Annotated in this window: 29 protein-coding genes; 19 read left to right on the top strand and 10 right to left on the bottom strand. The window is 70.4% G+C overall.

Annotated elements, in window-relative coordinates; all coding sequences use genetic code 11:
* Positions 1-167 precede the first annotated feature (167 nt).
* The 4 genes from OG444_RS40385 (at position 168) to OG444_RS40370 (ending at position 2434) form a co-directional block, all read left to right on the top strand.
* Complete coding sequence (locus OG444_RS40385) at positions 168-1574, top strand: hypothetical protein (RefSeq protein ID WP_327267237.1); 1407 nt, start codon at positions 168-170, stop codon at positions 1572-1574.
* Positions 1575-1579: 5 nt separating this feature from the next.
* Positions 1580-1729: a hypothetical protein gene (locus OG444_RS40380; RefSeq protein WP_327267179.1), complete on the top strand. Its 150-nt coding sequence runs from the start codon at positions 1580-1582 to the stop codon at positions 1727-1729.
* 139 nt (positions 1730-1868) lie between these two features.
* Positions 1869-2174: a DUF6247 family protein gene (locus tag OG444_RS40375; RefSeq protein WP_327267178.1), complete on the top strand. Its 306-nt coding sequence runs from the start codon at positions 1869-1871 to the stop codon at positions 2172-2174.
* Positions 2171-2434 (top strand): hypothetical protein, encoded by a 264-nt coding sequence (locus OG444_RS40370; RefSeq protein WP_327267177.1) that lies wholly within the window; start codon positions 2171-2173, stop codon positions 2432-2434. The genes OG444_RS40375 and OG444_RS40370 overlap by 4 nt, the downstream gene beginning before the upstream one ends.
* 158 nt (positions 2435-2592) lie before the next feature.
* Here OG444_RS40370 and OG444_RS40365 read toward each other — a convergent pair whose 3' ends face one another.
* From OG444_RS40365 to OG444_RS40355, 3 genes are read right to left on the bottom strand one after another with little or no spacing between them, the layout of a single operon-like run.
* A complete protein-coding gene (locus OG444_RS40365; RefSeq protein ID WP_327267176.1) occupies positions 2593-4221 on the bottom strand; it encodes an IclR family transcriptional regulator domain-containing protein in 1629 nt (542 codons plus the stop codon).
* 5 nt (positions 4222-4226) lie between these two features.
* Complete coding sequence (locus OG444_RS40360; protein WP_327267175.1) at positions 4227-4913, bottom strand: RNA polymerase sigma factor; 687 nt, start codon at positions 4911-4913, stop codon at positions 4227-4229.
* Complete coding sequence (locus OG444_RS40355) at positions 4907-5215, bottom strand: hypothetical protein (RefSeq protein WP_052876224.1); 309 nt, start codon at positions 5213-5215, stop codon at positions 4907-4909. Before OG444_RS40355 ends, OG444_RS40360 begins: the two co-directional genes overlap by 7 nt.
* A 645-nt stretch (positions 5216-5860) precedes the next feature.
* Here OG444_RS40355 and OG444_RS40350 point away from each other — a divergent pair.
* The gene (locus OG444_RS40350; RefSeq protein WP_052876222.1) at positions 5861-6283 is read left to right on the top strand and encodes a hypothetical protein; all 423 of its coding nucleotides are present in this window, start codon (positions 5861-5863) and stop codon (positions 6281-6283) included.
* Between the two features lie 54 nt (positions 6284-6337).
* On the opposite strand, the gene OG444_RS40345 is transcribed toward OG444_RS40350, so the two are convergent.
* Both OG444_RS40345 and OG444_RS40340 read right to left on the bottom strand, forming a co-directional pair.
* Positions 6338-8263: a serine/threonine-protein kinase gene (locus OG444_RS40345; protein WP_327267174.1), complete on the bottom strand. Its 1926-nt coding sequence runs from the start codon at positions 8261-8263 to the stop codon at positions 6338-6340.
* Positions 8264-8449: 186 nt separating this feature from the next.
* Complete coding sequence (locus tag OG444_RS40340) at positions 8450-8962, bottom strand: hypothetical protein (protein WP_442810805.1); 513 nt, start codon at positions 8960-8962, stop codon at positions 8450-8452.
* A gap of 15 nt (positions 8963-8977) precedes the next feature.
* On the opposite strand from OG444_RS40340, the gene OG444_RS40335 reads away from it, so the two are divergent.
* The 5 genes from OG444_RS40335 to OG444_RS40315 all read left to right on the top strand — a co-directional run bounded on the left by OG444_RS40335 (position 8978) and on the right by OG444_RS40315 (position 11914).
* A complete protein-coding gene (locus OG444_RS40335; protein WP_327267173.1) occupies positions 8978-9145 on the top strand; it encodes a hypothetical protein in 168 nt (55 codons plus the stop codon).
* A gap of 188 nt (positions 9146-9333) precedes the next feature.
* The gene (locus OG444_RS40330) at positions 9334-9564 is read left to right on the top strand and encodes a hypothetical protein (protein WP_327267172.1); all 231 of its coding nucleotides are present in this window, start codon (positions 9334-9336) and stop codon (positions 9562-9564) included.
* Between the two features lie 257 nt (positions 9565-9821).
* A complete protein-coding gene (locus OG444_RS40325; RefSeq protein WP_327267171.1) occupies positions 9822-10130 on the top strand; it encodes a DUF6247 family protein in 309 nt (102 codons plus the stop codon).
* Entirely contained in the window at positions 10127-10387 is a 261-nt protein-coding gene (locus OG444_RS40320; protein WP_327267170.1) for a hypothetical protein, read from the top strand. Before OG444_RS40325 ends, OG444_RS40320 begins: the two co-directional genes overlap by 4 nt.
* A 1323-nt stretch (positions 10388-11710) precedes the next feature.
* The gene (locus OG444_RS40315) at positions 11711-11914 is read left to right on the top strand and encodes a hypothetical protein (protein ID WP_327267169.1); all 204 of its coding nucleotides are present in this window, start codon (positions 11711-11713) and stop codon (positions 11912-11914) included.
* A gap of 416 nt (positions 11915-12330) precedes the next feature.
* Here OG444_RS40315 and OG444_RS40310 read toward each other — a convergent pair whose 3' ends face one another.
* Positions 12331-12528: a hypothetical protein gene (locus OG444_RS40310; RefSeq protein WP_327267168.1), complete on the bottom strand. Its 198-nt coding sequence runs from the start codon at positions 12526-12528 to the stop codon at positions 12331-12333.
* On the bottom strand, positions 12525-12749 hold the full coding sequence (locus tag OG444_RS40305; RefSeq protein WP_327267167.1) for a hypothetical protein: 225 nt from the start codon (positions 12747-12749) through the stop codon (positions 12525-12527). Before OG444_RS40305 ends, OG444_RS40310 begins: the two co-directional genes overlap by 4 nt.
* Positions 12750-12850: 101 nt before the next feature.
* On the opposite strand from OG444_RS40305, the gene OG444_RS40300 reads away from it, so the two are divergent.
* The 3 genes from OG444_RS40300 to OG444_RS40290 all read left to right on the top strand — a co-directional run bounded on the left by OG444_RS40300 (position 12851) and on the right by OG444_RS40290 (position 15301).
* A complete protein-coding gene (locus OG444_RS40300) occupies positions 12851-13957 on the top strand; it encodes a helix-turn-helix domain-containing protein (RefSeq protein ID WP_327267166.1) in 1107 nt (368 codons plus the stop codon).
* Positions 13958-14075: 118 nt separating this feature from the next.
* Complete coding sequence (locus tag OG444_RS40295; RefSeq protein ID WP_327267165.1) at positions 14076-14897, top strand: hypothetical protein; 822 nt, start codon at positions 14076-14078, stop codon at positions 14895-14897.
* Between the two features lie 161 nt (positions 14898-15058).
* Positions 15059-15301: a hypothetical protein gene (locus OG444_RS40290; RefSeq protein ID WP_327267164.1), complete on the top strand. Its 243-nt coding sequence runs from the start codon at positions 15059-15061 to the stop codon at positions 15299-15301.
* 81 nt (positions 15302-15382) lie between these two features.
* On the opposite strand, the gene OG444_RS40285 is transcribed toward OG444_RS40290, so the two are convergent.
* Entirely contained in the window at positions 15383-15772 is a 390-nt protein-coding gene (locus OG444_RS40285; RefSeq protein ID WP_327267163.1) for a hypothetical protein, read from the bottom strand.
* Positions 15773-16250: 478 nt separating this feature from the next.
* On the opposite strand from OG444_RS40285, the gene OG444_RS40280 reads away from it, so the two are divergent.
* From OG444_RS40280 to OG444_RS40260, 5 genes are all read left to right on the top strand, one after another.
* On the top strand, positions 16251-17888 hold the full coding sequence (locus tag OG444_RS40280) for a transposase (protein WP_442810735.1): 1638 nt from the start codon (positions 16251-16253) through the stop codon (positions 17886-17888).
* Positions 17885-18628 (top strand): ATP-binding protein, encoded by a 744-nt coding sequence (locus OG444_RS40275; RefSeq protein WP_327260049.1) that lies wholly within the window; start codon positions 17885-17887, stop codon positions 18626-18628. Before OG444_RS40280 ends, OG444_RS40275 begins: the two co-directional genes overlap by 4 nt.
* 131 nt (positions 18629-18759) lie before the next feature.
* The gene (locus tag OG444_RS40270) at positions 18760-19893 is read left to right on the top strand and encodes an ATP-binding protein (protein WP_327260048.1); all 1134 of its coding nucleotides are present in this window, start codon (positions 18760-18762) and stop codon (positions 19891-19893) included.
* Between the two features lie 191 nt (positions 19894-20084).
* The gene (locus tag OG444_RS40265) at positions 20085-21713 is read left to right on the top strand and encodes an acyltransferase (RefSeq protein ID WP_327260047.1); all 1629 of its coding nucleotides are present in this window, start codon (positions 20085-20087) and stop codon (positions 21711-21713) included.
* The gene (locus OG444_RS40260) at positions 21713-22309 is read left to right on the top strand and encodes a hypothetical protein (protein ID WP_327260046.1); all 597 of its coding nucleotides are present in this window, start codon (positions 21713-21715) and stop codon (positions 22307-22309) included. Before OG444_RS40265 ends, OG444_RS40260 begins: the two co-directional genes overlap by 1 nt.
* 78 nt (positions 22310-22387) lie before the next feature.
* Here OG444_RS40260 and OG444_RS40255 read toward each other — a convergent pair whose 3' ends face one another.
* Both OG444_RS40255 and OG444_RS40250 read right to left on the bottom strand, forming a co-directional pair.
* Positions 22388-22720, bottom strand: coding sequence for a hypothetical protein (locus OG444_RS40255; RefSeq protein WP_327260045.1), 333 nt, complete (start codon positions 22718-22720; stop codon positions 22388-22390).
* 726 nt (positions 22721-23446) lie between these two features.
* The gene (locus OG444_RS40250) at positions 23447-23689 is read right to left on the bottom strand and encodes a hypothetical protein (protein ID WP_327260044.1); all 243 of its coding nucleotides are present in this window, start codon (positions 23687-23689) and stop codon (positions 23447-23449) included.
* A 228-nt stretch (positions 23690-23917) separates the two neighbouring features.
* On the opposite strand from OG444_RS40250, the gene OG444_RS40245 reads away from it, so the two are divergent.
* Positions 23918-26182 carry an MFS transporter gene (locus tag OG444_RS40245; protein ID WP_327260043.1) on the top strand — a complete coding sequence of 755 codons (2265 nt, stop codon included), beginning with the start codon at positions 23918-23920 and terminating at the stop codon, positions 26180-26182.
* Positions 26183-26787 lie beyond the last annotated feature (605 nt).

Here is a 26787-nt window from a genome sequence, read left to right as displayed (position 1 = left end):
ATCAGCCGAACGAGTGAACATCGTCCTCGCGTACGCGTAGGCGGCTTGTGCGGCGTGCCCTCAACTCGCCCTAAAAGCAAGTCTATTGACATCAAACAAGATCTTTCGGCATGTTTCGGGCCTGGCCCGGTGGTCGGTCCGGTCGGATGTGGATGGGAGTGGGGTTGATGGTGCGTTCGGTGCGTGAGGTGTTCGACGAGGGGCAGGCGGCGGGCCGGCTGCGGGTGCCGGTTGCGGCATGGCGGTGGGCGACGGGTTCGGGTCTGGTCCCGGCCGCGGATGTCGGGCCGGGCAGGTGGTCGCGTGCGGTGGTGGAGGCCGCCGACCCGGAAGCGGTCCGCGCTGCGCTGCGGGGGATCGAGGCCGGGGTGGCGGCGGACCGGCTGACTGAGGCCCTGGGGGTGCCGCTCCCGATCCTCCGGCCGAGGGTGACCGCCTCGGCGGTCGGTCACCTCGTGAAGGCCGGTCTCCTGGTCTACCTGGGAGGGGAGCCCCGGTTCCCCGTCGTCCACCCGGACCAGGTGGCCGCCCTCGCGCGCCGCCGGGACCTGCCCGCCCTCCTCGACCGGCACGTCCCCCTCGGACCGGACCAGGCCGCGGTGCGCCTGGGCGTGCGCCGTACCGACTTCGACCAGGTGGTGCGGCTCGGCTGGCTGGCCCCGGTCGCCTCCGTGACCGTCGACTACAAGCGGCAGGGCGGGGTGACCACGGTCCCCTTGTACGACGCCCAGGAGATCGCACTCCTGGAGGTGGTCCGCCCCTGCGTGGACTGGCGGGCCGTGCGCACCGCCCGGGCGGGCAGCCGCTCCCCGCTCGCTGCGCTGGACCCGTCCCCGGGGTGGCAGCGGGTGTTGTTGGCGGAGGTGGCGCGGATCGCCAGGGTGGGCCGGGCCGCGGTGGTGAACTGGCGCCACCGGCACGACGACTTCCCCGACCCGATGGCCGGTACGGACGTGCACCCGCAGTTCGACCGCCGCGCGGTCGTGGCCTGGCTCCTCGCCCACGACAAGATCGGCGTACCCACGGGGCCGACGATCGCCGCCCTGGTGCTGGCCGGGGCCAAAGGCGCCACGCACCGGTTCCGCCTCGATGACCCGTGGCTGTCCCTGGCCGACGACGCGGCCGGCGAAGACACGTTGTCCGGCTGGTCCACCGACGAGGACGCCGACGCGCTGGCCGACCTGGCCGGCGGGGAGTTCGGGGCGTCGCTGCGCCGGCTGACCGCGCCCGGTAGCGGCCCGTTGGCGGTGCCGGGGGAGGTGCGGGTGATCGACAGGTTCAGGTCGGGATCGGGGGGCCTGCGCCTGACGCTGGCCTGGCCGGCCGGCCTGCGCGGGGCAGCCGGGTCAGGGCCGGCGGGCGGGGTGGTCCGTCACGGGGTCGCGTACGCGGGTACGGGTGAGGGCTGCGTGTGTGCGCGGCACGACTGCGGCGGGGTGGTCCCGGTCTCCTGGTGCGCCGAGCACGGCGACGCGGTGGGGCCGGTGTTGGAGTGGCACCCCGGCGGCGGGATCCGCTGCACTGACCTGTCCCGGGCACGCGGTCTCACGGCCGTCGGTGGTCGGGCAGACTGACCGCCATGACGGATGACGAGAAGGCCGAAGTCCTGCGCGAGGCCATCGAGGCCTACTTGGGCGAGGTCGACGCCGAGGACCTGGACTCCGACGACCTCTCATGGACGCTGGTGAACGCTCTTCGAAGTGCGGAAGCTGCGAAGAGCCCGGCGTAGAAGGTGCTGTTCCGCCCCGTCTGCTGCTGCGCCCGCGGCGCGGTGGCAGGCGGGTCCGGGCTGCGGCTCCGTCCGAACCTCCACGGCCCGGGCCACGGCGTTCTACGGTGGCCGGTAGCACCCCGCCGAGGAGGAGCCGATGAGCGCCCAGCCCGACCACACGCCCACCGCCCCGTACGCGCCCGCCCCCGGCGCTGCGGCCGAACTCCTCGCCCAGCTCCGGGCCGATCGCCGTGCTGAGCAGTGGGTGCCGGCCTTCGAGCGGGACTGGGCCAAAGCCCTGGAAGACGCACGCCACGCGTTCAGCCTCACCCCCCTGCACGAGGTGGTGCGCACCTGGCAGCTGCGCGTGGGCGCGGCCACGGACGTCGACGCCTTCATGGACTCCGGCCGGGACGACTCCGACTTCGTGGACCTGGACGATGTCCTGGGCGTCCGCCCGTGACCGAAGAGCAGCCGTGGGTGGTGCGTCTGTCCCCGCAGGCCGCGAAGACCCTCGCCGAGCTCCCCGAGCCGGCTCGGGAGACGGTCCGCGACGTCCTGGACATCGCGGTGCGCTCCCCGTGGGGCTGGCCCCAGTGGAACGTCGGCGACCCGGAGGGCGAGGACGTACGCGCCGCGTCCGTGGGCCAGCTCTCGGTCGTTTATGTGGTGAACCGGCTGACTCGGCGGCTGTCCGTCCTGGGCATCGTCTGGCTCGGCTGAGAGCCGACGGGGTGCGGCCGGTGTGGCGCCCGGGCGGTGGGATCCGCGGTGTCGTGCCGGGCTCCGTGCAGCCGCACGGGGCACCGGAACGACACGGGGCCGCCCCGGGTGGGGCGGCCCCGTGTACGTCTTGCGTGGCTCCAGAAGAGAGGCGCTGGTCAGGGGAGGGCGCGGCGTTGTTGTTCCTGCCTGTGGCTGGTGTGGGTGTCCTGGTTGTCGTCGGTGAGGAGGTGGGCGAGGAGGAGGCCGGTGGCGCGTCGGCTGAGGCCTTGGGCCGCGGTGATCAGGCGGGTGTGGTCGTGGGCGGGCAGGGACACGGCGATGCTGGAGGCCCGACCGGGTAGCCCGAGGGAGAACGCGACGCAGACTTCCTTCTCGGAGTATTCGAGGAGGTCGAACTGGGCGGCGTGCGGGCCGGGCTCGTCGAGGACGTCGAGCAGGGCGCGGCGGCTGGTGATGGTGCGTTCGGTCAGTTGCACGGAGGGGTAGCGGGTGAGGTGGTCCATGCGGGAGTCGAAGTCGAGTTGCGCCAGGAGGCTCTTGCCGACGGCGCTGGCATGGGCGGTTTCGGCGAAGGGGGCCCACTCGTGGACGGGTGGGGCCAAGGCGCTGTGTGCGCAGCCGTTCACCTCGATCTCGCCGTGGGCGTAGGTGCTGATGTAGACGGCGGCGCCGAGGTCGTCCCGGAGTTGTTCGAGGGCGAGGTCGAGCATCCTCCGGTGGGGATCCGCCTTGGTGACGAGGTCGAGAACGGGGCCGGTGAAGTAGGCGCCGCCGACGGACTCGACGAGCCGCTGCTCAAGGAGCCAGTCCAGCAGCCGCACGGTCGTGTTCAGCGACATCCCGGCCTTGTGCGCCAAGGCGCGGCTGTCGATGCCGCTGGCAGTGCTGATCAGGTGGAGCAGGTCACGGGCACGCTGGGTGGTCTGCCACTTCTGGGGCACGGCGGCGGGGGTGTTGCGGTGGCGGGCCATGTCGTTGAGGACGGCGGGGCGCAACGCGTTCACCGACCAGGGCTCCGTCGTCCCCTGGCCGTCGCCGGTGTCCGCCTCGGCGGCGGCCTGCCGCAGCAGGTGCACCGCGGCCGCGGTCGCGTCGGGCCGCAGATCGGGCAGCGGCAGATGGAGCCCGCCGCCCTGGGCGGGGGGCAGCGCGGCCAGGTGCGGCCGCCGCCCGCCGGCCGTCGCCGGCCGGGGAGCGGGCCCGTATTCGGGAACCTGGGGAGCGGGTACGAGGTGCAGCTGCGGCTGCTCGCCGCCCACCGCGCCGGCCGTGGTGGGGGAGTCGTCGGTGTCGGGGTGCAGCAGGTGCCCGGGCACGCCCAGCCCTTCGCGGACCTCGTCGAAGTACTCCTCGTCCTCGGGCTGTCCGGGCTCTGCGTCGGGGAGGCGGCGGGCGAGCGCGGCCAGGAGGCGCGCGGCGTCACCGTGGCCGTGCCGGGAGGCCTCGGCCACCAGGAACCGTGCCTCGTCCGTCCAGTCCGCCCCCACGCGCAATGCGAGCGCGGCCATGCGGAACATCGCTCCCGGGTGGCCGGCGGAGGCGGACTCGCCGAGCCAGTCCGCTGCCACGGTCAGCTCACCCCGGCGCAGGGCCTTCGAACCGAGCAGGTACAGCGAGTTCGCCCGCTCCCACCCGTCCCGGTCCAGCCGGTACAAGCCGCTCAGCGGACCGAAGTCCCCTTGCGGCCGGTCCCAGAAGTCCTCCGGCCCGGCCAGCTTCGCCAGCAGCTCCACCAGCCCGGCCGACGGCGGAAGGCCGCGGCTGTCGTCGATCAAACGGGTCACCACCGTCACCTGTCCCTCTCCCTGCGTCCTGATGATTTCCGGTGCGCATCACGGATGAACGTCTGCAGCGCGTGCCGCAGATCCACAACCGCGTGGTGACGCTCCTGGTGGAGTCGTCGGGCGCGTATGCCGAGGGCGGCGGCGATCTCGACGTCGGTCAGGCCCTGGATCTGCAGCCGCACCACCTGCCGGCGCACCGACGACGGCATCGCGTCGATCGCCCCCACCAGCAGGTCCCGCATCGGGTCCAGATCCCCGACCGCCACCTGCTCCGGCGACGGGGCCAGCGACGTGGCGGACGACTCCACCATGTCCCCCACCAGTTCCTGACGGGCCTTCGCGTTCAGCTGGTTGAGAGCCAGGTTCCACGCCGACCTGCGCAGGTACGCGGTCAGGTTCACCACGTCACCCAGCAGCCCTTCGGCCGCCCGCGTGATCACGTTGGACACCGCCTGACCCACGACGTCCTCGCACGCCGCCCACGACAACTTCCCGCCGGTCTTCCCGCGCAGCACCACCGGCTCCTTCTCCAGGAACTCCAGTGCCTGCCTCGTCAGCTCTTGGGCCTGCTCGGAGTCGGCCCACCCGCTGCCGCGACTTCCTTCCGCCCCGGCCGCGCCGGGTTCCACCGCCACCAACGGCTTGTCCGCGCGCGAGCGCGGTGGCGTCTTGGGCATCTCACCTGCTACCACGGCGCGCGCTCCTTCGGTGAGGGCCACGATCGGTCGGCATCGGGGTCCACCGCCGTGTCGACCAGGATCAGCCCCCTGCCGTCGGCGACCGTCACGCGCACCCGGGAGGGTCCGGACACCTCGACGTGCACCATGACCGGCACCCGGCCGGCCGCCGCCGGGACCACCGCGGCCACGTCCTCTTGAGGGGGTTCCGGTACTGCCGTGCGGGACCTGCGGTCACGCCACAGCTTCATCAGGGGGGCCGCCAGGGCAGCCACCGCGCCCATAGCCGGGGGGATCCCGGTCCAGTCGAAGGGCATCTGAAGTCGTTCTCCATCTGCGGTCGGTACGGGCACGGATCGTGCCCACGCAACCCAGACAGCCGACCCACCCCCCTTCTCCCTTCAGCACCCCCTGAATCACCCATTCGAGTGACGGTGGCCGTCCCGTAGGCAGAGTCAGACATCTCCACGGCCAGCTGACCTGCATCAATGCGGGGATTCGGCAGTGGGCCTGGGCCCTGTGTACTGGACTACCCGGGTTTCGGTCTCGGGCGCATCAGGACAAGCAGCGCGCGCAGCCCCCCGAAGCAGCTCCGTGAACCGACTCACGGACCTCGCCTTGGGCACCTCGGACCGTCGTGGGCGAGGAGGCGAAGAGCTGGCCGCGACGCCCTGCCGGAAGCCCACGAGGCCGACGTCATGCCATTCGCGTCCGCCGCGCTCCGGGGAGATGAACGCGACGGGGCGTTGGGCGCGGTCGTAGGGCGGGTCGGATGGGTCTTCCCATGCGGGGTCGATGTTCGCCTCCTCCGCAAAGGTGATTTTTGCCCTCGCGTACGCGTAGGCGGCTTGTGCGGTGTGCCCCCGACTTGCCCTGAAAGTAGGGCTGGGGGCGCTACGGGCCGGTTCCGGCTGGATGCCCCGTGGCTGGGCCTCTCCGACGACATCGAGGGCACCGACCAGTTGTCGGGCTGGGTCGCCGACGACACGGACGCCGACGCCCTGGCTGCCCTGGCCGCGGGTCCGGTCGGTGCCATGCTGACCCGGCTCACCGCGCCCGGGGCGGGTCCGCTCGCGGTGCTCGGCGACGTCCGGGTGACCGACCGGTTCCGCTCCGGATCCGGAGCCTTGCGCATCACGCTGGAATGGCCGGCCCGCCTGCGCGGCACCACCACGCGGACCGGCCGCGGCGGCGTGGTCCGCCACGGCGTCCCGCAGGCCAGGACCGGCGAGGACTGCGTATGCGAGCGGCACGACTGCGGCGGCCTGGACCCGGTCCTGTGGTGCGCCGAGCACGGGGACGACGTCGCCCCGGTACTGGACTGGCACGCGGGCGGCGGCCTGCGCTGCGCACAGCTCACGCGCGGCAGGGCGGCGAGCGCGTAGGGGCTCGTCGGCTGCGGGTGGTCCCGGCGCACCCTCGGATGCGCCGGGCGCCGGTCAGGCCCGGATTTCACCGTCCGGGGTGCTGGCCGCGCGCTGGTACCAGGCTTCTGCCTCGGTCCCGCGGCCAGTGTCCCGCAGCAGCACTGCGAGGTTGTTCATGGCGTTGGTGTGTCCGGTGTTGGCGGCGCGCTGGAACCAGGGTTCCGCCTCGGTCTCGCGGCCAGTGTTCACCAGCAGCAGTGCGAGGTTGTTCATGGTGTCGGCGTGTCCGGCTTCGGCGGCGCGTTCGTACCAGGGTTCCGCCTCGGTCTCGCGGCCAGTGTTCACCAGCAGCACCCCGAGGTTGTTCATGGCCTTGGTGTTTCCGGCGTCGGCGGCGCGTTCGTACCAGGGTTCTGCCTCGGTCTCGCGGCCAGTGTTCACCAGCAGCACCCCGAGGTTGTTCATGGCTTCGGTGTTTCCGGCGTCGGCGGCGCGTTCGTACCAGGGTTCCGCCTCGGTCTCGCGGCCAGTGTTCACCAGCAGCAGTGCGAGGTTGTTCATGGCGTTGGTGTGTCCGGCTTCGGCGGCGCGCTGGAACCAGGGTTGCGCCTCGGTCTCGCGGCCAGTGTTATGCAGCAGCGCTCCGAGGTCGTTCATGGCGTCGGTGCTCCCGGCGTCGGCGGCTTTCCGGTACCAGGTTTCTGCTTCGTCGGTGCGGCCGGTGCCGGCCAGCAGCACTCCGAGGCCGTGCATGGCGTCGGTGTTTCCGGCGTCGGCGGCTTTTCGGTACCAGGTTTCTGCCTCGTTGGTGCGGCCGGTGTTTTCCAGCAGCACGCCGAGGTTGTTCATGGCGTCGATCTGTCCGGCGTCGGCGGCTTTTCGGTACCAGGTTTCTGCCTCGTTGGTGCGGCCGGTGTTTTCCAGCAGCACGCCGAGGTTGTTCATGACGTCGATCTGTCCGGCGTCGGCGGCCTTCCGGTACCAGGTTTCTGCCTCGTCGATGCGGTCAGCCTCTTGCAGCAGCCACGCGAGGCTGAACATGGCGTCGGAGTCTCCGGCTTCGGCGGCCCGTTGGAGGTGCTGCTCGTCGGTTTCCGACGCCTCCGCTGCCGGCACGGGGGTGGGCCCGGGTGCGAGGTGGGCGGTGCGCAGGCGTGCGGCGACGTCTTTGGCGGTGGGGGGACGGCCGGCGGGGTCTTTGGCAATAAGGGAGGTGATGAGGTTGTCGATGTCGGGCGGGATTGCGGGCTGGCGGGTGCTGGGCGGTTCGGGAGTGGTGGACAGATGCATGGCGATGACGGCGTACGCGGAGTCCGCGGTGAACAGGGGGCGCCCGGTGAGGAGCTCGTAGAGGCTGGCACCCAGGGCATACAGGTCGGCCGAGTGCGTCGGTGTCTGGCCTCTGAGCTGCTCGGGAGCCATGTAGTGAGGGCTGCCGAGCAGCGCTCCGGTCATGGTCAGGCCGATCGTGCCGTCCTGGACCTGGGCGATCCCGAAGTCGCAGATCTTGACGGTGCCGTCGTCGAGCAGCATGAGGTTGGCTGGCTTGATGTCGCGGTGGACGATGTTCCGCGTGTGGGCGGCGGCCAGCCCGTCGCACACCTGGGCGCCGTACTCCACCACCTGCTCCAGGGGAAGCCCGCCGGGGTGGTCCTCGCGCAGGACCGTCGCGAGATCACGACCTTCCAGGAACTCCATGACGAGGAACGGAGAGACTTCCACCTGCCCGTCGGCGCTCGTCTCCCGGTGCTCGCCCAGGTCGTGGACGACGGCGATGTTGCGGTGGTTCAGCCGGGCGGCTGCTTCGCCCTCACGGCGGAAGCGGGCCAGGACCTGGGCAGCGAGCCGTTCGTCACGCAGATGGGAGGTGAGCACCGTCTTGACCGCGACGGTACGGCGCAGCCTCAGATCGGACGCCGCCCACACCTCGCCCATGCCGCCGTGCCCCAACCGGCTCTCGAGCCGGTAGCGGCCCGCTAGCTCCATCCCCCTGTACATGCAGGTCAACGTATGCGACTCGCCCGCGATACGACAAGAATCCTCCGAACCTGGGCGGGGTTTTCCGGCCGCATCCGCCAGCCCGCTGCCAGGAGTACGAGCACCGCCGCGACACCGAGACCGGTCCGCTGCGCGGGTCGGCTCCGGCCGGTCCCGGTGTGTGCCCTCGGATGTGCCGGGGGCCGGTCAGGCCCGGATCTCGTTGACCAGCATCCGCAGGGTCAGGCTGTGCTTCTCGGGCGGCAGGGCCTCCATCGCGGTGGTGGCGTGCGCGACACCGCCCGCCCGGTCGCCGGACCGGGCGAGCATCAACCCTCGGTGGAGCTCCAGGTGCGTTGCGAAGCGGGGCAGGGTGGCGGGGAGTTCGGCGAGGGCCTGATCCTGCGCCTCGGTCGCGGCTTTCTCCTCGCCAAGGCGGGCCAGGAGCAGGGACCGGAACACGTTGAGCCGCCACCACGGCACGGCGTAGTCGGAGGTCTGCTCGTGGGTGCCGGCCGAGTCGAAGACCCGCCGCCCGCGCTCGTCGAGGGCGAGGGCGCCGGCCCGGTCGCCGCGGAGGGCGGCGGCGTGGGCCTTGCCGTAGATGGCGTTGAGCAGGCCGAGGGAGGGCCGCTCGTCGAGGGCGAGGGCTTGGTCGGCGCGATCACCGGCACCCTGATCCGTCCCGGCCTGCTCGTCCTCGGCCGCCAGGACCGGCACGGCCGGCTGCGCGCGGTGGGCCGGACCGTCCCGCTGCGCCCGGACGCCGCCCGGCGGGTCGCCGAGCACCTGACCGCGGCCGCGCCCGGGCACCCGTGGGAGGGCGTGCGCTTCTCGGCGGCGTGGGGGAGCCGCGACGCCCTTGACGCCACCCTCGTGCGCCCTGCCCTGGTCGCCGAGTAAGCGCCGACCGGGCCGTCGACCACGGCGGGATCTACCGCCACCCGCTCCGGCTCCAGCGGCTGCGCCTGGACGTGACCGCGGACGACGTGCCGCGGTTCGGCAGGGGCTGGCTGCGGCGGCCGGCTGAGCAGTGTGTGTGTGTGCTTCGACCGCACTCGGTCTCGGCGTGCCGCGGTGAAGACTTGGGCATGATGGTGGACCTTCGGTCCGATCGATCTGAGGTGTTTTTCGTGGGGCTTGTGACTGTGCAGGTTCTGGCTGGGATCGTCTTGCTGGTGGCAGGTGCTTGCGTGGTTCAGGAGTGGGGCGCCGCTCATTTCCGGGCCGCCTTTGCGTACTTGGCGTTCGGCGGTGGGCTGGGCGTGGGGATGCTTGTCTTCGCCGGTGAAGTACGGGACGTCCTGACCGCGCTGGTGTAGGTCTGCCCCGCTGTCGACGGGCGCGTTTGATCAGGATTTTTGGGCCGTCACCCTCTGGGTGGCGGCTTCTTGCATGCCGCGCCGCGTACCGGGATGAAGTGGCGTCCCGGGGAAGTCACCGCGGTGCCGTGCTCAGTCTGCTGATGCGCCCCGGCACGGCCGCAGACGGGTTCGGGCTGCGATATCCGTTCCGAACCTCCACGGCCTGGGCCGCAGCGTTCTACGGTGGCGGTAGCACCCCACCGCAGGAGGAGCCGATGAGCGCCCAGCCCGACCACACACCCGCCGCCCCGTACGCGCCTGCGCCCGGTGCGCCGGCCGAACTCCTCGCCCTGCTCCGTGCGGATCGGCGTGCGGAGCGGTGGGTGCCGGCGTTCGAGAGGGAGTGGGCGGCCGCGTTGGAGGAGTCGCGCCGGACGTTCTCCCTGACCACCCTCTACGAGGTCGTGCACGTTTGGCAGGCCCGACTCGCCTCCGCCCCCGCGGTCGACGCCTTCGTGGCGTCCGGCCACGACGAGACGGGGTTCGTGGACATGGCCGAGCTGCGCGGCCGGCGGCGCCGGTGAGCCTGCCCCTGTACGCGGTCCGCCTCTCGACACCGGCCGCGAAGGTCCTCGCCGAACTCCCCGAGCACGCCGAGGAAACGGTCTGGGACCTCCTCGACGCCGCCGCGGCCGACCCGTGGGGCTTCCGCCAGTGGGACCCCGACGACCCTGAAGGTGAAGACGTCCGGATCGCGTCCGCCGGCCAGCTGTCCGTCATCTACTTCGCCAACCGTGCGATGCGCCACCTGTCCGTCCTGGACATCGTCTGGCTCGGCTAGAACCTGGCCGCCGCCCCGGCAGTGCCGACAGCGCGCACGCTGCACGGTGGCAGCAAGCTCGGCGAGTGCCACCCGTCGAGCAGGAAGCTCGGGTCGCATCCTGTATTTCCGCGACGATCCTCTGAGTTCCGGGTCGAACGTGCGACCGTGGTGGGCTCGCAAGAGCGTTCACCGCTGATCTGCAGGGCGATGCGCAGATGTGCCCGGGGCGGCGACTGTCGCATGGGGCCGCGGCCCGTCAGCGGGTCGTGGGTGTCGGAACAGAAGTCATGTCGCCTTTTCTCTAGCTTGGCGAGCTGTCGTACCAGGTCTCGACCCAGCACTACGACCAGGTGGTCCGTCCTTCGAGAATAGGTCTCGGATGATCTACAAGAACTCCGAGGCCCTCGTTGGTGTTCAAAGGGACCACTTCAGCGCGAGGAGCAGAAACGCATCCCGTAGGTCACTGCACAGACATCACCGACTTCTACAAGGACATCACCGAGCAGGTGCGTGGCCGCCGCGACCTGCGGACAGGTCGATGCACAGCACTACCGTCACGCGACCAGGACGCCGTTCGCGCACTTGCAGAGGGACATCATCGTCTTCGGCGCCTTGCTCATCTACAGCACGCCTGCACCTCCATCTGCACGTTGAGTGGGACCGCTTCCGCGTGTACGAGACGCACTCACCCAGATGGAGGGGACGGTCATCATCGTCATGGACGACGTCGGCACCTCGGTCCCGGACCGGAAATCGAGAAAGTCAGGAAGCCGTCCGTGCAGCCCCAGGTGCTCGTGGCCGGGCCTCCTTGCCACAGGTTGTGACCAGGCCGGAAGGCATGTCCACGACTCCGGACAGGCGCACGCGGACTGACAGGGCGAGACGACGCGTCCATGTACCGCATCCTCGACTGCCAGTTGTACGGGTGACGAGCTCACCGGAGAGAAGAAGGCCCTGGCCAATGCGGTGTTCGGGACGAGTTCAAGTTCGCGGGTAGCGATCGCGGAGCTCTTGCGTGCGAAGCGCTCGCGTGTCGTGTCGAAGACCGGCGCGAACCACCAGGACGGACAACGTCGGCCGAGGGCCGAGGGACTGAGCAGCTAACAGCTGGTCACAAGGCCACGACCGACCTCGTGCGGCAAATGCCGGGCCGGGTGCCGTGGCCCCGCGCCCTCTGAGGGATCCGCAACTTTGCGGCTCACCGGCAGGGTATGTCGGCGGGTGCCGATACTCTGGGTGCGCCCATTCGGGTCGCTTGTGCGGCTTCGGGATGGCCGGGTGTCACGGATCGTCCGCCCGGCCTTTCTGAAGACACACGGCGGTCCTGATTGGGGGGCTCCCATGCCGGAGAGCGACAAGCCGACGTCCGACGGTTCCGAGGACGAAGGCCGACCGCCTGTCCGGGGTGAGGGCCGCACCACCGTTCGCGAGATGCTGCTCGCCGGCTTCGTCCAGGCCTTCATGGCCGGCGTTGCCGACGAGGCCGCGCACTGGTTCTTCCGGTGCTTGGTGTGGCTGTACGAGATGCTCGTCAGCCGTCTGTAAAACGCGACGCGCCCCTTGGTGCGGGAACACCAAGAGGCGCGAGGTGCGGGGTTCCACCCGCGGCGGTCTCTGTCCAAGGTTCGAGCCGGGCAGAGGCCGCCGTACCGCGTCACATCAGTCTGCCGCGCGCCACTGACAACGTTCACGCAGGAACATGATCTGTGTGCACGCGTGCACATGCCGCAGGGCTCCACTGTAGCGAGTTGCCCACGAGGGTGGACATCCTGTCCACCCTCGTGGGCAACTCCACGAGGGCAAGCCCGTGGCCACCTCGGTGTCGATGAGCGTGCTGTGCGGCTCCGTGAACCGGTTCACGGAGCCGGGTTCCGTCCTCCTGTTGTTCACGACGAGGGCGAGGTCCTGAACGAAGGCTGCCGGGACGGACGCCGTGGTGCCGTGCCGGGGAGCCTGCTGCCTCACGCCCGGGTGACGGTGGTGGGGTCGGCGTGCCATTCGCGTCCGCCGTGCTCGGGCGCGATGAATGCCACCACCTGCCTGCGGCGGCTGCCGGGTGGGTCGGAGGGGTCTTCCCATGTGGGGTCGATGTCCCGGAGGATCCCGGTCCGGCCGTAGGCGTCCTGGACGCGGTGCCCGATGTCGGTGCGGTCGATCACCGGACGTCCTGCTCACCGACGTGGGGGTGGTGGCGGATGTCGACGTTGCAGTCCGAGACCCCGGAGAGGTCCCCCGTCCGCCGGCACACCGCCCGCCGGGCCGCTGCGCCCGCGCACCGCGAACAGCCCGGGACCGGTTCGGGGTCGAGCCGGGGGAGCGTCACGTGCACCGGGCCGCCCTGGCCTCCGCCGGGCGCTCCGGGCTTGCTGTCGTACGTCATGCCGTCACCGCTCCTCGACCGTCCCCGCAGGCCCCCGCACGGATACCGTCGGTGATCTGATGTCCCCTCACCAGGGGCATCGGTAGGGGCAAGATGGAGTGATGGACCTGGGGGACTTGATCAGAGACCTGCGCATCGCGCGAGGATGGTCGCAGGGCCGGCTGTCCGACCGAATCAACATTCGGTACGGCACCGCCCTGACCCGCGAGTACGTGTCCCGGTGGGAGCGCGGTGCGGTGACGCCGGGTGCCTACTACCTGCGGTGCCTGTCCGTGGTGCTGGACGTGCCCCTGGCTGTGTTGGAGGGTCAAGTGGATCGACGTGCGTTCCTCACCGACGCGGCCGGCGCCGCGATAGCCCCTGTGGTGGCCTCGGACCTCCTCAGCGCGGGGTTCGCCGCCCGCCTGACCGGTGGCCCCTCCGTGGAGGCGTGGGAGGCCAAACTGGCGGTCTATGGGACCGAGTACATGAGCCTGGGCGCCGCCGACATCCAGCGCCGGGTCAGCGCCGAGCTCGTCACCGTGCAGCAGCAGCTCGACGACCCGCGCCTGTGGTCGGTCGCGGCCCGTCTGATGACCTTGTATGCGAAGACGTTCCCGGGTTCGGACGGGGCGAAGGCGGTGCACTGGTACCGGATGGCCGCGAAGGCCGCCGACGCCTCCGGCGACGTCGACACCCGTGTGTGGGTCCGTGGCCGTGCCGCGATCGCCCTCGGCTACGAGGGCGCCGCCCTCCCGATCGCGGACGTTTTCGCCGACCAGGCCATCGCCCTCAGCGACCGCCCGTCCCTGGGCCTGCTGAACGCGGTCTTCGGCAAGGCCCATGCCGCCGCCCTCCGGGGCGACCATGCCACCGCGAGACGGCTGCTCGCCCAGGGCCGGCGCATCTTCGACCGGGCCGGCTCCCACGAACAGACCTCCGACTACGCCGTCCCCCACTGGCGCCTCAACGTGTTTGTCTCCCTGCTCGCCGCCCGCCTCGGCGACGAGACCACAGCCGTCACCGCCCAGGACGCGGCCCGCGCGGAGCTCCCCGCGACCCTGCCCCGGTTCGCCACCCACCTGGAGATGCACCGCGGCCTGATGCTCGCCCGCTCCGGCGACACCACCGCCGGCACCGCCCACGCCCGCACGGCGCTGGACGCACTCCCGCCGGAGAAACACTCCCTGACCCTGCGCCTGCTCATGGCGGAAGTCGAGCAGTCCTAGCCTCTGCTCCGACCCAGGTGGCTTCCCTCCAGGCAAACACATTGCGAGGGCACGGCTATCCGGCCATGCTGGCCGAAATTGGAGTAGGAGAGTCGTCAGCGCGACGCGAGGGGGATGGATGGCCGCGAGCTTGCACGAGATGGAGCAGCGTCACCGCTCGAACCTGGAGGCCTTCGTTCTCCGGGCTCGCCGCGTCGAGAAGCACTCGCTGGCTGCCGACTGGGAAGGGCTGGTCGCGCTCGGCGCAGGTTCGCTGAAGGTGACGGTGACGGGCGAGCAGGCCGTGGTGCGACAGGAACTCCCGCCGGAAGAACTGGTCGAGTCGGCCGCTGCGCGAGTGCGGCCGCTGCTCCTGGAAGAAGACCCCTGTTCCTACCTGAAGGCCCTGGCAGCAGTGGGCTACTTCTGCCGTCACTTCCCCGGAGAGACAGGCGAGGTCAAGGCGAAACGCGCTGAGTGGCAGGCACGAACGAAACCAGCAGCGGACAGCGGGTACACGGTGATGGTCGCAAACACCACCACCGGCCAGACCGCCTCTCTGACAGACCACGACCTGGCCTGGGCCTGGATCTACGGGGACGTGGTCCACCACGATCCCAAAAAGCGCCGCGAAGCCGACCCGTTCGGCCTGGCAGAACGCTTCCGCGCCGCAGTGCCCCTCGTCACCTGGGCCATGGTCGCCGCGATCGAACTCCTCAACCACATCCGAGCCCTGCAGCACGACGCAATCCTCGGCCTGAGCCCGGACGTGCTCGACCAGGAGGTCGTGCTGCGCTCCACGACATGGGAGCACACAGCACAGGCACTCACCGCGCCGCCGGGCACCCCCGCACCCGAGCATGCCCTCTCACCCTTCCCCCGAGGCTGGACGAGCCTCCAAGGCACGGCCGCCGCACAGCCAATCCGCAGCGACGTCTCCGCAGCGTCCGTCCCGGACTAGTGTGCCCCGAACGTGCGGCACAGGATGCCGGCCGGTTCGACGGTGTTCGGCATGACTCCGCCGCGTTGGGTATGGCACGGAGATGGTGAAGCAGCTGCCGTTCGGGATGCGGACCCCGGTCGCGGTGACGTACGTCCGGTGCGCGCGGTGTGGGGCACTGGGTGAGGTCGTCCTCGAGGGACAAGTACGGCAACTGGACACCCGACAAGAAGTTCCCGAACTACCTCAGCGGGGCGGGGCCCGCCGCCGTCGTCTACCGCGACCCCAAGAACGGCACCAAGGACCAGCTCCTGGTCGTCCACCGCGGCTGGGGCAACCGCGCCGCCGGTTCCGACGCTGCCGAAGTCGACGCCTTCATCGCCGCCGAAGAAGCAGCTAACGCCGCCCAGAACGAAACTCACTGACCCCCACGGTCACCAGCGCCCGGGACGTGCGCCGTACCTTCCCGCCCGGGAAAGTGCGGCGCGTGCCGGGGTCGGGTGGCGCTACCGGGTGAGGCTGATGGGCTTGCAGTCGGGGGTGGCGCAGCCGAGTTCGTTCTGGTCGTCGGGAAGCAGCCGGCTCGTGATCCGCTTCGGGGCGGGGCGTGCCTCGTACTCGGCGAGGATGGTTCCGGAGCCGTCGACGACGGTGATCAGGGAGGGGACGATCGTGCCGCCGGTGAGGACGAGGGTGGGCACCGATCCCCTGTAGCGAACGCTGAACAGGCCCACGTCCTCCGCCTTCACGTCGGCCGGCTCGACCACGGTCAGGCCGCTGTCGGCCTCCGGGTGGATCTCGGTCACCGGGATCGAGCCCAGAGCAGGTCCCGCGGGGCCGTCCCCGGATCCGGGAATCGCGCCGAGGTCGGTCACTTCGGGCGTGGCGTCAGACATGGTCTCTCCTCACAGGACGGCACACTGCCTTCCTGGTCAGAGCGTTCCATCGGAGATCACCACCGGGCAGGCACTCCCGGGCGAACGGCCGGAACCCGACGATGGCGCAAACACCGCGCACACGCCGGTGCCCTGCAACGGCCCATGTCGCTTCATCCAGAGTCACTAGCGCCCGGATGCGATGCGCCGGTTTTGTGTCAGTGGGGGTGGTGTCAGTGATGGGTCGTCAGTCAGGGGTGTTTGTGCTGGTGGTGTGAGTGGTTGAGGTGGGCGTCGCTGACATGTAGGTGGTGTCGGGTGTGGCTGTCACTGTCATGGGCTGGCACACCCCCGGGTGGTTTGCTGCCGTGGAAACGGTGTTTCTGATTCCTGTGGGGTGGTCCAGGGTGAGGCTTGGCCTGGTGCAGGGGGGCGGGCTCGGCGGCGGGAGTGGAGGGTGGGGGAGCGGGATGGTTTGCCTGATGCGGTGCGTGGGGGAGTGCGTGGGGCGGCGGTCGGCCGGTTGCTGGAGCTGCGTGAGACCGGTTCGCTGACTTCGGGGCATGTCCGGTTGGCTGCGGGGGCGTTGGGGGTGTCGGAGCGGACGGTGTGGCGGTGGCTCGCGGAGCCTGTTCACGCCGATGGTGCTGTACGCCTGCCCGGCGTGCGCGCGGCGCGGGCGGACCGTTTCACCGTTACCGCTGAGGTCCGGGCGTTGCTGGCCCTGTGGGGCGGGAACGTGGCGGCTGTGCACCGGGAACTTGCCGGCCGTGCTGCCCGGCAGCCGCCTGCTGGGACTGCGCCGTCGTTGACCACATTGCGTCGTGCGCTGCGTCGTGATTTGACTGCGGGGGAGCGGGCGGGGCTTGCCGGTGGTGAGCGTGAGGCCCGCAAGCATGATGTGTTCCTGGCCCGGCCGCGGGGATGGCGGAACCAGGTGTGGGAGGCCGATCACGTCCAGGCCCCGGTCCTGGTCGATGTAGAGGGCGCTGCGCGCCGGCCGTGGGTCACCTGGTTCGTGGACTGCGCGTCGAACACGATCATGGGTGTGGCGGTCACCCCGGGGCATCCGTCGCGGGAGTCGGTCCTGGCCGCGCTCCGGGCGGCCGTGGTGCGCGAGGAGCCGTTCGGGCCGCAGGGCGGACTCCCGGAGAAGGTACGCGTGGACCGGGGCAAGGACTTCCTGTCGAGGACGGTGACCGCCGCGTTCGACGCCCTGGCCGTGGAGGTGGAGGACCTGCCCCCGTACACCCCGCACCTCAAGGGCACCGTGGAGGGCTTGAACCGGGCCGTGGAGTCGATGTTCCTGGCCGCGCTGCCCGGCTACGTACGCCAGCCGCGTCCGGGCCGGCGCCGGACGCGGCCGACGGACGAGGTGCTCCTGGACTTCGAGGACTTCACCGCCCGCCTGTTGGACTGGGTGGCCTGGTGGAACACCTCCCACCACCCGGGACCGTTGAAGGGCCGGTCCCCGCTCCAGGTGTGGGAGGCGGATCCGACGCCGCTGCGCGAGATCGGCGCGGACGAGTTGTGGACGTTCACCCTGGAGGACGACGGCCGCGTCCGGGTGCTCTCCACCAAGGGCGTCCGTTTCAGGAACCGCGACTACGTGGCGGCGTGGATGACGGGCCTGGCCGGTGAGCGGGTGCGCGTACGGTTCATGCCGCACCACGATCACCGCATCGAGGTGTTCGACGCATCCACCGGCCGCTACCTGGGCCCCGCCGAGCCGGCCGACGCTGCGACGCCGGAGCAGATCAGCGCGGTGCGTACCGCGCGGGCGGCCCGCACCCGCCGGCTGCGCCAGGACTTGAGAGCTGCGCAGCAGGACCGCTACGCCGCCCAGGCCCGGCCGGCCCGCCCTGAGCGGTTGAACACTCTCACCTCACAGGAAGCGGGCCGGGAACTTGCCGAGGAGAAGACGGCGGATCTGTCGCGGCTGGCGTTGCCGGACCTGATCCCGCCAGCCGCGCCGCCCGCCGGCTGGCGCACCCCGCCTTCCCTCGCCGCCCGCACCCGCCCCGCCCCTGCGAGTGGGCCGACCGCCGACGAGCAGCCCCGTCCAGGCACTGCCGACGCCCACAGCCCCGGCACTGCCGCCGGCGCCGACACCACCGGCGAGGGAGAACCACGGTGACCGTCCCGACCTACCAGTACGCCGACCTCCCGGACGCCTGCGTGGTCGCCACCCGCGCCCTGCTCACTGCCCGGGAGAACATCGGCGACACCGTCGCCGCCCGCGCCATGATGTGCATCCACGGCGGCGCAGGCTTCGGCAAGACCCTCGCCGTCAACACCTGCCTGCGCGAACTCGAACCCGGCGAGGACATCCACAAGATCACCTTCCGTGCCCGGCCCACCGCCCGCGCGGTGCGCTACGAACTGTTCACCGCGCTCGGCCTGCCCGGCGAACCACCACGCCACCCCAGCGAATTCGACCGCCTGCTCAAGACCGCACTGGCCGAACACCCCCGCACCTTCCTGGTCGACGAGGCCCAGTGGCTCAGCGGGGAGGCATTCGAATACTTCCGCTACCTGTGGGACGAACCCGCCACACAACTCGCGATCATCTTCGTCGGCGGCGAGGGCTGCCACACCGTGCTGCACCGCGAGCCGATGCTGTCCTCCCGGATCTTCATCTGGCAGCACTTCACCCGCCTCACCCCGAACGAGGTCCTGGAGGTCGTCCCTCTCTTCCACCCCATCTGGCAGGACACCGACCCCGCCGACATCACCTTCGCCGACGAACACGCCGCCCACGGCAACTTCCGCAACTGGGCGAGACTGACCGCCCATCTGCGCACTGCCCTGGCCCGCACGGGGCGCGCACAGGTCGACAGGGAGGTTCTGCGGTGGGCCTTCAGCCGCCTGGGATGACCGCCGGCACGGCGGCCGCACCCAACAGCCCATCGACCGAACACTGCGGGCACCGTGCGAGAGTCCGCACGCTCCCGACACCTGGCCGCCACGACGGCGCCGGCTTCCTCCGTCCGATGAGGGGCTGACGGATGACGCAGGTGATCCGGGACGGCATGTTGTCCCATGCGGTGTTGGTGGAGCGCCTCCTCGCGATCGACGAGGCAGGCCGGCTGCTGGGCCCGCACCGTCACGCCGCGGCGCACCTTGCCCGGGTTCCGGTGAAGACGGTGACACGCTGGCTGTGGCAGGCACGCGACGAACCCCCGCCCCGGACCCCGCCCGCCCGCGCGGGATGGTTGTTGAAGGCCCCCGCCTGGGACGAGACGGTGTGGGCCCGGATGGACACTCTGGTGGCAGCCGAACACGATCTGAGGCGCGGCCGGAAGCCGGGTCCCCGCCCTGCCGCGGACCTGTCCACGCCTCTGTACCGGGCCCGCCGTTGCCCCTGCGAGGGCGACCATCCCTTCGTGGCTGGCCCCGACTGCGCTGCGGCGGGCGTGGACACGCTGATCCCCGAAGCGGACGTGGTGGTCACCGACGCCCTGGAACAGACCGCCTCCGCCCTGCGGCACGTCGTGGCCGCTGGCGGCGTGATGAACATCGACGGCGCCCCGGGGACCGGCAAGACCATCGCCCTGCAGTACGCCCTCGCCCGACTGCCGCCCGGCCCGGACGTGCGCCGGGTCCCGATACCCGTGGGCGCCACGATCGCCCAGCTACGCCACGCGATCGCCGGAGCACTCGCACTCAAGGTGCGCTCCGACAACCGGCGCAACACCACCGACCAGGCCCTGGCCACCGCGCTGCGCAGCCCGCACGTGCTGGTGTGCGACGACATCCAACGGCTGTCCCCGCCCGCCCTGGAATACCTCTGCCGCCTGGCAGCCGACCCCGGCGCACCCACCACCCTCATCCTGGCCGGAACCGGAAGCACCCAAGCCCTCCAGCGGATACCAGAGCTCGCCTCCCGCATCCTGACCCGCCAGCACATCCCGCCGCTCACCCCCGCTCAGGCCCAGGCCGTCCTGCCCGCCTTCCACCCGCTCTGGGGCAGGGTGCCGCCACAGCACATCGCCCGAGCCGACGAACGCTGCGCACGGGGCAACTTCCGCGCCTTCGCCCAGATCACCGCCCACGTCATCGACGCCGTCCTGACGAACCCCCTCGGGTATTCCGGCAGCGCCCTGGTCGAGGCGGCATGCCGCCGGCTCGGGGGCATCTGAACGGCCTCACTCCAGGGCGCCGCTGTGTGGGGCGTTCATGAAGTGCAGCGTCAGTGCCGTGGGGCGGTACATCCACCGCGTCACCGTCCCGGGAACGGCACTTGAGAGCAACTCCCCTCTCCACCCAAGCCGCGGCATCGATTTACGTATGCGCCATGCGGTATCCGCATGAAATGGGCTAGGGTCGCATCATGGTGATGGGTACGGAAGAGCTCCTCAGGCTGACGGTCGCTGCGTTGATGACGCGTACCGGTGAGCGGCAGAACGTTCTCGCCGACGGCCTCGGTCTCTCGCAGGCACAGATCTCCCGCAAGCAGGCCGGCCGGCAGCACTGGTCGCTGGAGGACGTCGACGGCCTGGCCGCGCATTTCGGTCTCCACGTCCTGGACCTCCTCGCCGGCCCCACCCACGCAGTCGGCGTACTCCACGGCTCGACCCCCGCACTGCGCCCCTCCGGCGTCCCCGCCCCGCCCACCGCCCCGGCCGCGCAACTCCCCCTCGCGGCCGTGCAGCTCCCGGCCCAGCCCCCGCAGGCGCCCTCCCCGCTGACCGCTGCGCACATGCTGCTGTGCGTGTTGTGCGGGCAGCCGTGCAGCGAGGAGGTTGACGGGTTCCCGCAGCACCTGAGCGCTGAGGAGTGCGCGGCAGCCATCGCCGCCGCAACCCCGGGCCCGGCGGCGGCCCCGGTAGCACCCGCACCGGCCCCCGTGCCGCAGCAGCTCCCCGCCGCCCCTCCAGCCCCCGCGCCGGAAGCCACGGCGGAGCTCGTCGCGACGGAGCCGGCGCCGGAGGCCGAACCTGCGCCGGAGCCGGTCAAGGAGAGGCCGGCCAAGGCGGGTCCGGCGGTGGTGCGGGGGCCGCGTACGTACGCGTCCGGGACGCTGACCGACCAGATTGCCGGCAACGTCCACGCCGCTCTGCAGGAGTGCGAGGGTGACGTGGAGGCCGCCCAGGCCGCGCTGACCAAGTCCGCGATCCCCGACGTCATGAAGCTGTTCAAGGAATCGCGGGTCGGGGGCCGGTACGAGCATTCCGAGTTCCCGCCGACCGCCGACGTGCTGCGCAAGCGCTCGCAGAAGGGTGCGGATGAGATCTGGGAGGGCCGTCCGAAGTGGCGCAACCCCCATGTCTTCCAGGCGGCCAAGAAGGGTGAGACCTTCGAGGTGACGGCCCTGGATATGAACGCCGCCTACCTGTCGGCCTTCAAGTGCTGGCTCCCGATCGGCCAACTCAAGGAGGACACCAGCGGCGTCCACGACCGCAAAAAATCCGGGGTCCACCTCATCACCCCGGCCGAGTGGGAGCACACCGACCTGCCCAACCCGCTCGGCAACCGGATGGAGCCGGGCGAGTTGTGGGTCACCGAATCCACCCTCCGCCTCCTCCTCGACTGCGCCCGCGACGACCTCGCCGACGCCCCGACCATTCACCGCTCCCTCGTCTCCGGCGGCACCGAAGTCCTGCTGGAAAAACTCCGCCGCGCCCTGGCGGAAGTCCGGAAAACCGCTCTCGCTGAGGGCGACGAACTGACCGTCAACTATGTGAAATCCATGTATTCTAAGCTGGTCTCCACCCTGGGCGAATCCACCGCGAACCGTGATATGCGGCGCCCGGACTGGATGCACATCATGCGCGCGAAAGCATTCGCGAATCTGTGGATGAAAGCCAACAAAATCCATAAGGCCGGATTGCAGGTCGTGGAAATCTCCGGCACCGACGAACTTCACGTCATCGGCGATTGGCGGACAGTTTTCGCCGAGGGCCGGGACCTGAACCAGGTGAAGGAAAAGCAGACTTACACGCTGGGGGGTAAGCGCTGATGGCGGGTTCCGAGGACCTGTGGTCCCGCTGGGGCGAATGGCAGAGGCATGACGCCCGCGGGATGAAGGGCGGGGAGGCCCTGATCCTGGAGCTCAACCGGATCGTGCACTCCTCGGGTATCACCTCGCCCGTCACGTCCCGGCGCGGCCTGGCTGCCCGCCTGCGGTATCTCGACAGCCCCGCCGGCCGCGAAGCCCTCGCCGAACAGGGCGTCAGCACCCGCTCCCTGCGCTCCTGGGCGCGTGGCAAGGCCGTGCCTTCTCCGGCGTCCAGGGAGCGGATCGACGCGGCGTACTGGTGGCGCCGGCGGGAGAACCTGATCCGCTCCGGCTGGCTGGCCCGGCACCTCGACAACGACGGCCGCGGTCGCCGGATGGAGATCTATCCGGTCGACCAGAGTCACGTCGATTCCAAGTACAGCCGCCCCCTCAGCGATCGCTCCATCACCGTCCGGTACATCTGGCCCGACCTCGTCCACGCCTGGGCCGCCCGCAACGAGGCCATGGTCGACGAGATCTGGGACGACGTCATCACCGACCTCGACTCCGACTACGCCGCCTACGCCTACGTCTCCTCCGTCGGCATCGGCGCCTGACTCGCGGTGCTGCTGCCGCATGAGGGTGCCCCCGGCCAAGCAGGCCGGGGGCACCCTCATGCGTGGGCGTTGCGCGCATTACGCCGCTGAGGTTGTGGCGGACTCCAGCGGGACTGTTGTCCCATGTCCAACGAGGGAGTCGGACGGTTGATGGGAGGCCGGGAAGGGCTGGGGAGCAGACCGGCTGGCAGGCGGAGCCGACGGGATGGCGTCCTGCTCGTCGGTGCCGCCGGTGAACAGGATCATGAGGACGGCGAAGACCGCGGCGCCGGAGCCTATGGAGCCGACCACGTCGCCCCCGGTTCCGGGCGCCTGACCTCGGGCCTTGGCGGTCGCCTTGTAGACCAGGTACGCCACCACGGCACTCGTCACAAAGATGGCCGCGGTGAGCGGTGCGATGTGTACGTTCATGAAGGGCCTCCCCGAGGCGCCGTGGCCTGCCCTGTTTGATCCCGCCAAAGATCTCCAGCAGGGCAGGCCGGATACCGCCCTGGACGCTGATGCGACCAGGGTTTCGTGAGGTCGGGCACGCCAGCCTCTACGCGCCCGTCGAAGCGGTGCAGCGGCTCGCAAGACGTCTGAACTGCGGTTTCTTAGCAGCATCCGCACATTCAGAAAAGGTGTGATGCGCGCAAATCACCTACCGGGTGCCAAAAGTCCGTTCCTGCAAGGCAGCGAGTCGGGCGTTGTCGCTGTGGGGTTTCACTGCGAACACCATTCGACCAGAGCCCTTCACGAGGACGAGGCAAACCTGGACCAGAGTCCACAGAGGGGTGAACTTGCCTCTCGCACACGTCGGTCAGACGTACGAGCCTGCCGGCTCTGGTCGCCCTCGGCCTCCTGGGCGCAACCCCGTTGGCGTCGTGAGAGGCGAGGTACTGCCAGCTTGAGCACGGCGACGTACGAGGCGCCTGGGCCGAGCACGGCAACGCCGTGAAGCGTTCCGGCGTGGCACCCCGCAGGCTGCGCCAACCGCCTATCCCCCTCCAGAACCGCGCCGTAGGCGATAGGCGCGGGCCCACCTACGCCGCCCATGCCTACGTCCCTGCCGTCGGTATCGGCGCCTGACCGTCGCCGGGGCGGGCGGGGCTGACGCGCCCCGCCCGCCCCGGCGTCCGGCGTCCGGGAGCATCCGGGTCAGTGCCTGCGGTTGGTGACCACGACGCCGATCGCGGTGGCGAGGGCCGCGCCGACTCCGCCGACCGCCGCGATCGGGGCGGTCAGCGAAGGGTGGGCCACGCACAGGTAGCCGGTGGCGCCCAGGACCAGGACGACGACGAGGGCCAGAAGCAGCGTCTGGAGCGGGTCCGGGGCCGGCCCTTGGGGCGACGGCTGCCGGGACGGGCCCGAGGGCTGGGGCTGTGAGTCGTTGGCGGACATGAGGGTTCCCTCCCGTAAAGGCCTGCGGACGGGCCGCGGCCAGGTGTGAAGCGCGGTGTCTCCACACTTGGGCGGAAGCGGATCTTGCAGGAGTGACAACGGGCTGTTTCCGGTCAACCGGCAACATCAGGCCGTCCCGGGCGGGGTGTTCCCGCGCTGTCACCGCATGCACGACAATCGGGCAACTGCGCTGTTAGGGGACAGTGCTTGCCGGCTGAAAGACAGGCGATGGACGAACCCGAGCTGACGCCGACGGCCGTACCGCAGGAGGCCCCGGCGCCCGAGGTGACACCGGCGGCCGCCTACGCGAACGCCTTACGCAAGGCCGTGCACGGCTACCGGGCGGCCGGCGGGACACAGAAGAAGGTGGCCGCCGCTCTGCACATCTCCCCGGGGACGCTCACCCGGTACCTGAACGGGGAACGAACGGCCTCCCGCAAGACGCTCCTTGCCATACGCGCCTTCCTCGAAGCACAGCAGCCGCACCTGCCCGTCACCGACTGGGCGGAGCTGGATGAGCTGTGCGAGCGCGCCAACCTCGCCAACGGCTCTCCGGCCGTCCGGCTCGCCCAGCTGAAGGAAGAACTCGCCCGTGTGCGCGAGGAACAGCAAGACGCACATCACGTCTCCGAGGAACGCCTGAGCGCACTGGAAGAGCAGGCAGTCGACCTCACTGACCAGCTGAGGCAGGCACTGGACCGCGCGCAGAACGCTGAAAGCGCCGAACGGACCCTCCAAGACGATGTCGCCGAGCGGGACGAGAACCTGCGCCACGCCCAGGACTACACCCGCCAGGTGGAAGCGGAACTCGCCCAGCAGCAGGAGCAGGCACGACTGCTCCTGGTCGAAGTCGGGGTGCTACAGGAGCAGAACCGCCGGCTCCTCGAAGGGCAGCAGGCCGTTTCCGCCCCGGAAACGCAGCCAGACCCCGGATTTACTCCCGAGTACGCCCACCTCGTTAACCGGCACACCACAGCAGCCGAAGACGCCACCACGGGGCCGCAGCAGCACCCACAGCACACCAAACGGAACCCTCCCGAGGAGCGGACACCCACCCGGCCCCGGCCCTCCCGCCGCACCCAGGCCCAGGCCCGCCTCCGCCCCCCTTCACCGGCCTGGATCGTGATCGCCGTCGTAGTCATGGCGTTGTGCGCGTACACCGCCGTCACCGTCGTCCTCGCCGTCCCCGCGGTCCGCTACGACCTGTCCTCGACACTCGGCGTCGCAGCCTCGATGATCACCTGCAACCTGCTGGCGGCGGCACTCACCGGCTGGGCGGGACGCCCCGCCGCCCTGCGGTACGGCCCCCGACTGATCCTGCTGCCGGGACTGATCCTCCTCGCGATCGGATCGCTGATCGCCTCCTGGACCCTGGGATACGACACCTGGGTCACCCAGCCCCCCGCAGCGGACTGGTCCGCACTCCAGCTCATGACCGGCTGCGTGCTGCAAGGCGCGGGCGAGGGACTGTGCGCCTCCGCCGCCGGCGTCGTGCTCGCCACCCGGTTCTGGTACTCCGTACACGACAAGGCGACCACGTGGGCCGTGGCGGTCGGCAGCGCGATCGCCGTCACCGCATCGGGACTGCTCCTCTCCACCTGGGAATGGCGCATCGCGTTCCAGGTCCTGGCCGCCTTTGCTCTCCTCCTGCTCATCACTCTGCCCTTCCTGCCCGACTTCAGGTCCGCGCCGCTGTGGGACGAGCTCGGAGCAGCGGACTTCGTCGTGCTGGCGCTGGTCGCCGGCGCACACACCGCCTTTGCCTGGGCCATCGGCCTCACGGCCGCCCACGGCTGGTGGTCGCCCTCCGTCGTGGCCCTCGCGGCTCTCGCGCTGACCATGCTGGCCAAGGCCTCCCGCCGGCTCCGCAGAACAGAGATCCCGCCACCTCCCAACTGGATCCGCGGGACAACGCTGCTCGGGGCATGGGTGAGCGGCGCCGTGCAGTACACCGCATGGCTCTACTGCACCATCGCCCTGCAGCAGGTCTTCGACTACGAGGCATGGACGGCAGCCGCCCTGCTCCTGCTCGCCGTGCCGCTTGCCGCGCTCACCGTCTTCCCGCGGTCCTTCCCGACCCGCCTGCGGATGCCGGCCAGGACCATCGGCTTCTTCGCCACGGGCGGCGGCCTGCTGTGGCTGTCCATCGGCCTGTCCCACCCCGAAACCTTCCCCACCCCCAGCCTGACGGGAGCACTGCTGCTCGTAGGCGTCGGCACCGCCGTCCAGCGCTGCCCCCCGAACGGGCTCGGAGACGGACACCAGCGCGCGTACGTCGCGCAGACGAAGTACAGCGGAGCGCTTGCGGTGACCCTCACCGCAAGCTTGATCACCGCACACTCCCACCCCACGGCCGCCGCTTACACCGTGGTTCTTATCGTGTGTGGTGAAGCAGCCGTCGTAGTTGCTATGGCGGGCGCTCTAAAGCTGGCACGCCGACGATTCAGGAGGCCCTCGCAGCAGCCCGAGCGGGCAGCAGAGAACCGGCCCTGACCCCAGGTTCTGCCGTGTGCGACACCATCCAGAGTCAGGTCCGAGAATAGGAACCGTATAGCCTCCACGCCTCGGAACTCTGCTTACTTCGAGGGGTTCGCAGCCCCCAATTCACCCGTTTGAGCTTTTGGTATGTGGGCGGTTTTGGTGGGGGGTTGAGGGGTTGTGTTTTTGGTATTCGGTCAGGGGGTGTTTCGGTTTTGGTATTTGACGTTGGGTCGGTTTGGTGGGTCGGGAATTGATGGTTTCCCTTTTGTTGGCGATCTTTCTGGTGTAGACCACTCGCTGATGCTGGTCCGGGGTCGTTGTTACGTTCTGTAGCGTGTCGGGGAGGGGCCGGCGGGGTGGACACTCCGCCGGCCCGTGTGCATACTGCTACTGAGAGAGAGCGCGCAGCGCGACCGACACGACCTCGGCCCCGCAGGGGCCACACCCCGACACCCGGTCCTGAGACACCGTTACAGACAACCTGACAGCCCATCAAAATCCCTTCTGACCTGCTATAATTAAGCCGAAGAACCCCGCGGCAGACCCTCCCTCCGTTGCCAGCCAGCCACCGCGGACCCGCAGTCCCCGAACAACCGGGACCACCCCGCCGTTACCGC

Source organism: Streptomyces sp. NBC_01232 (genome assembly GCF_035989885.1).
Classification (GTDB): Bacteria; Actinomycetota; Actinomycetes; order Streptomycetales; family Streptomycetaceae; genus Streptomyces.
This window is presented reverse-complemented; position numbering and strand designations above follow the sequence as displayed.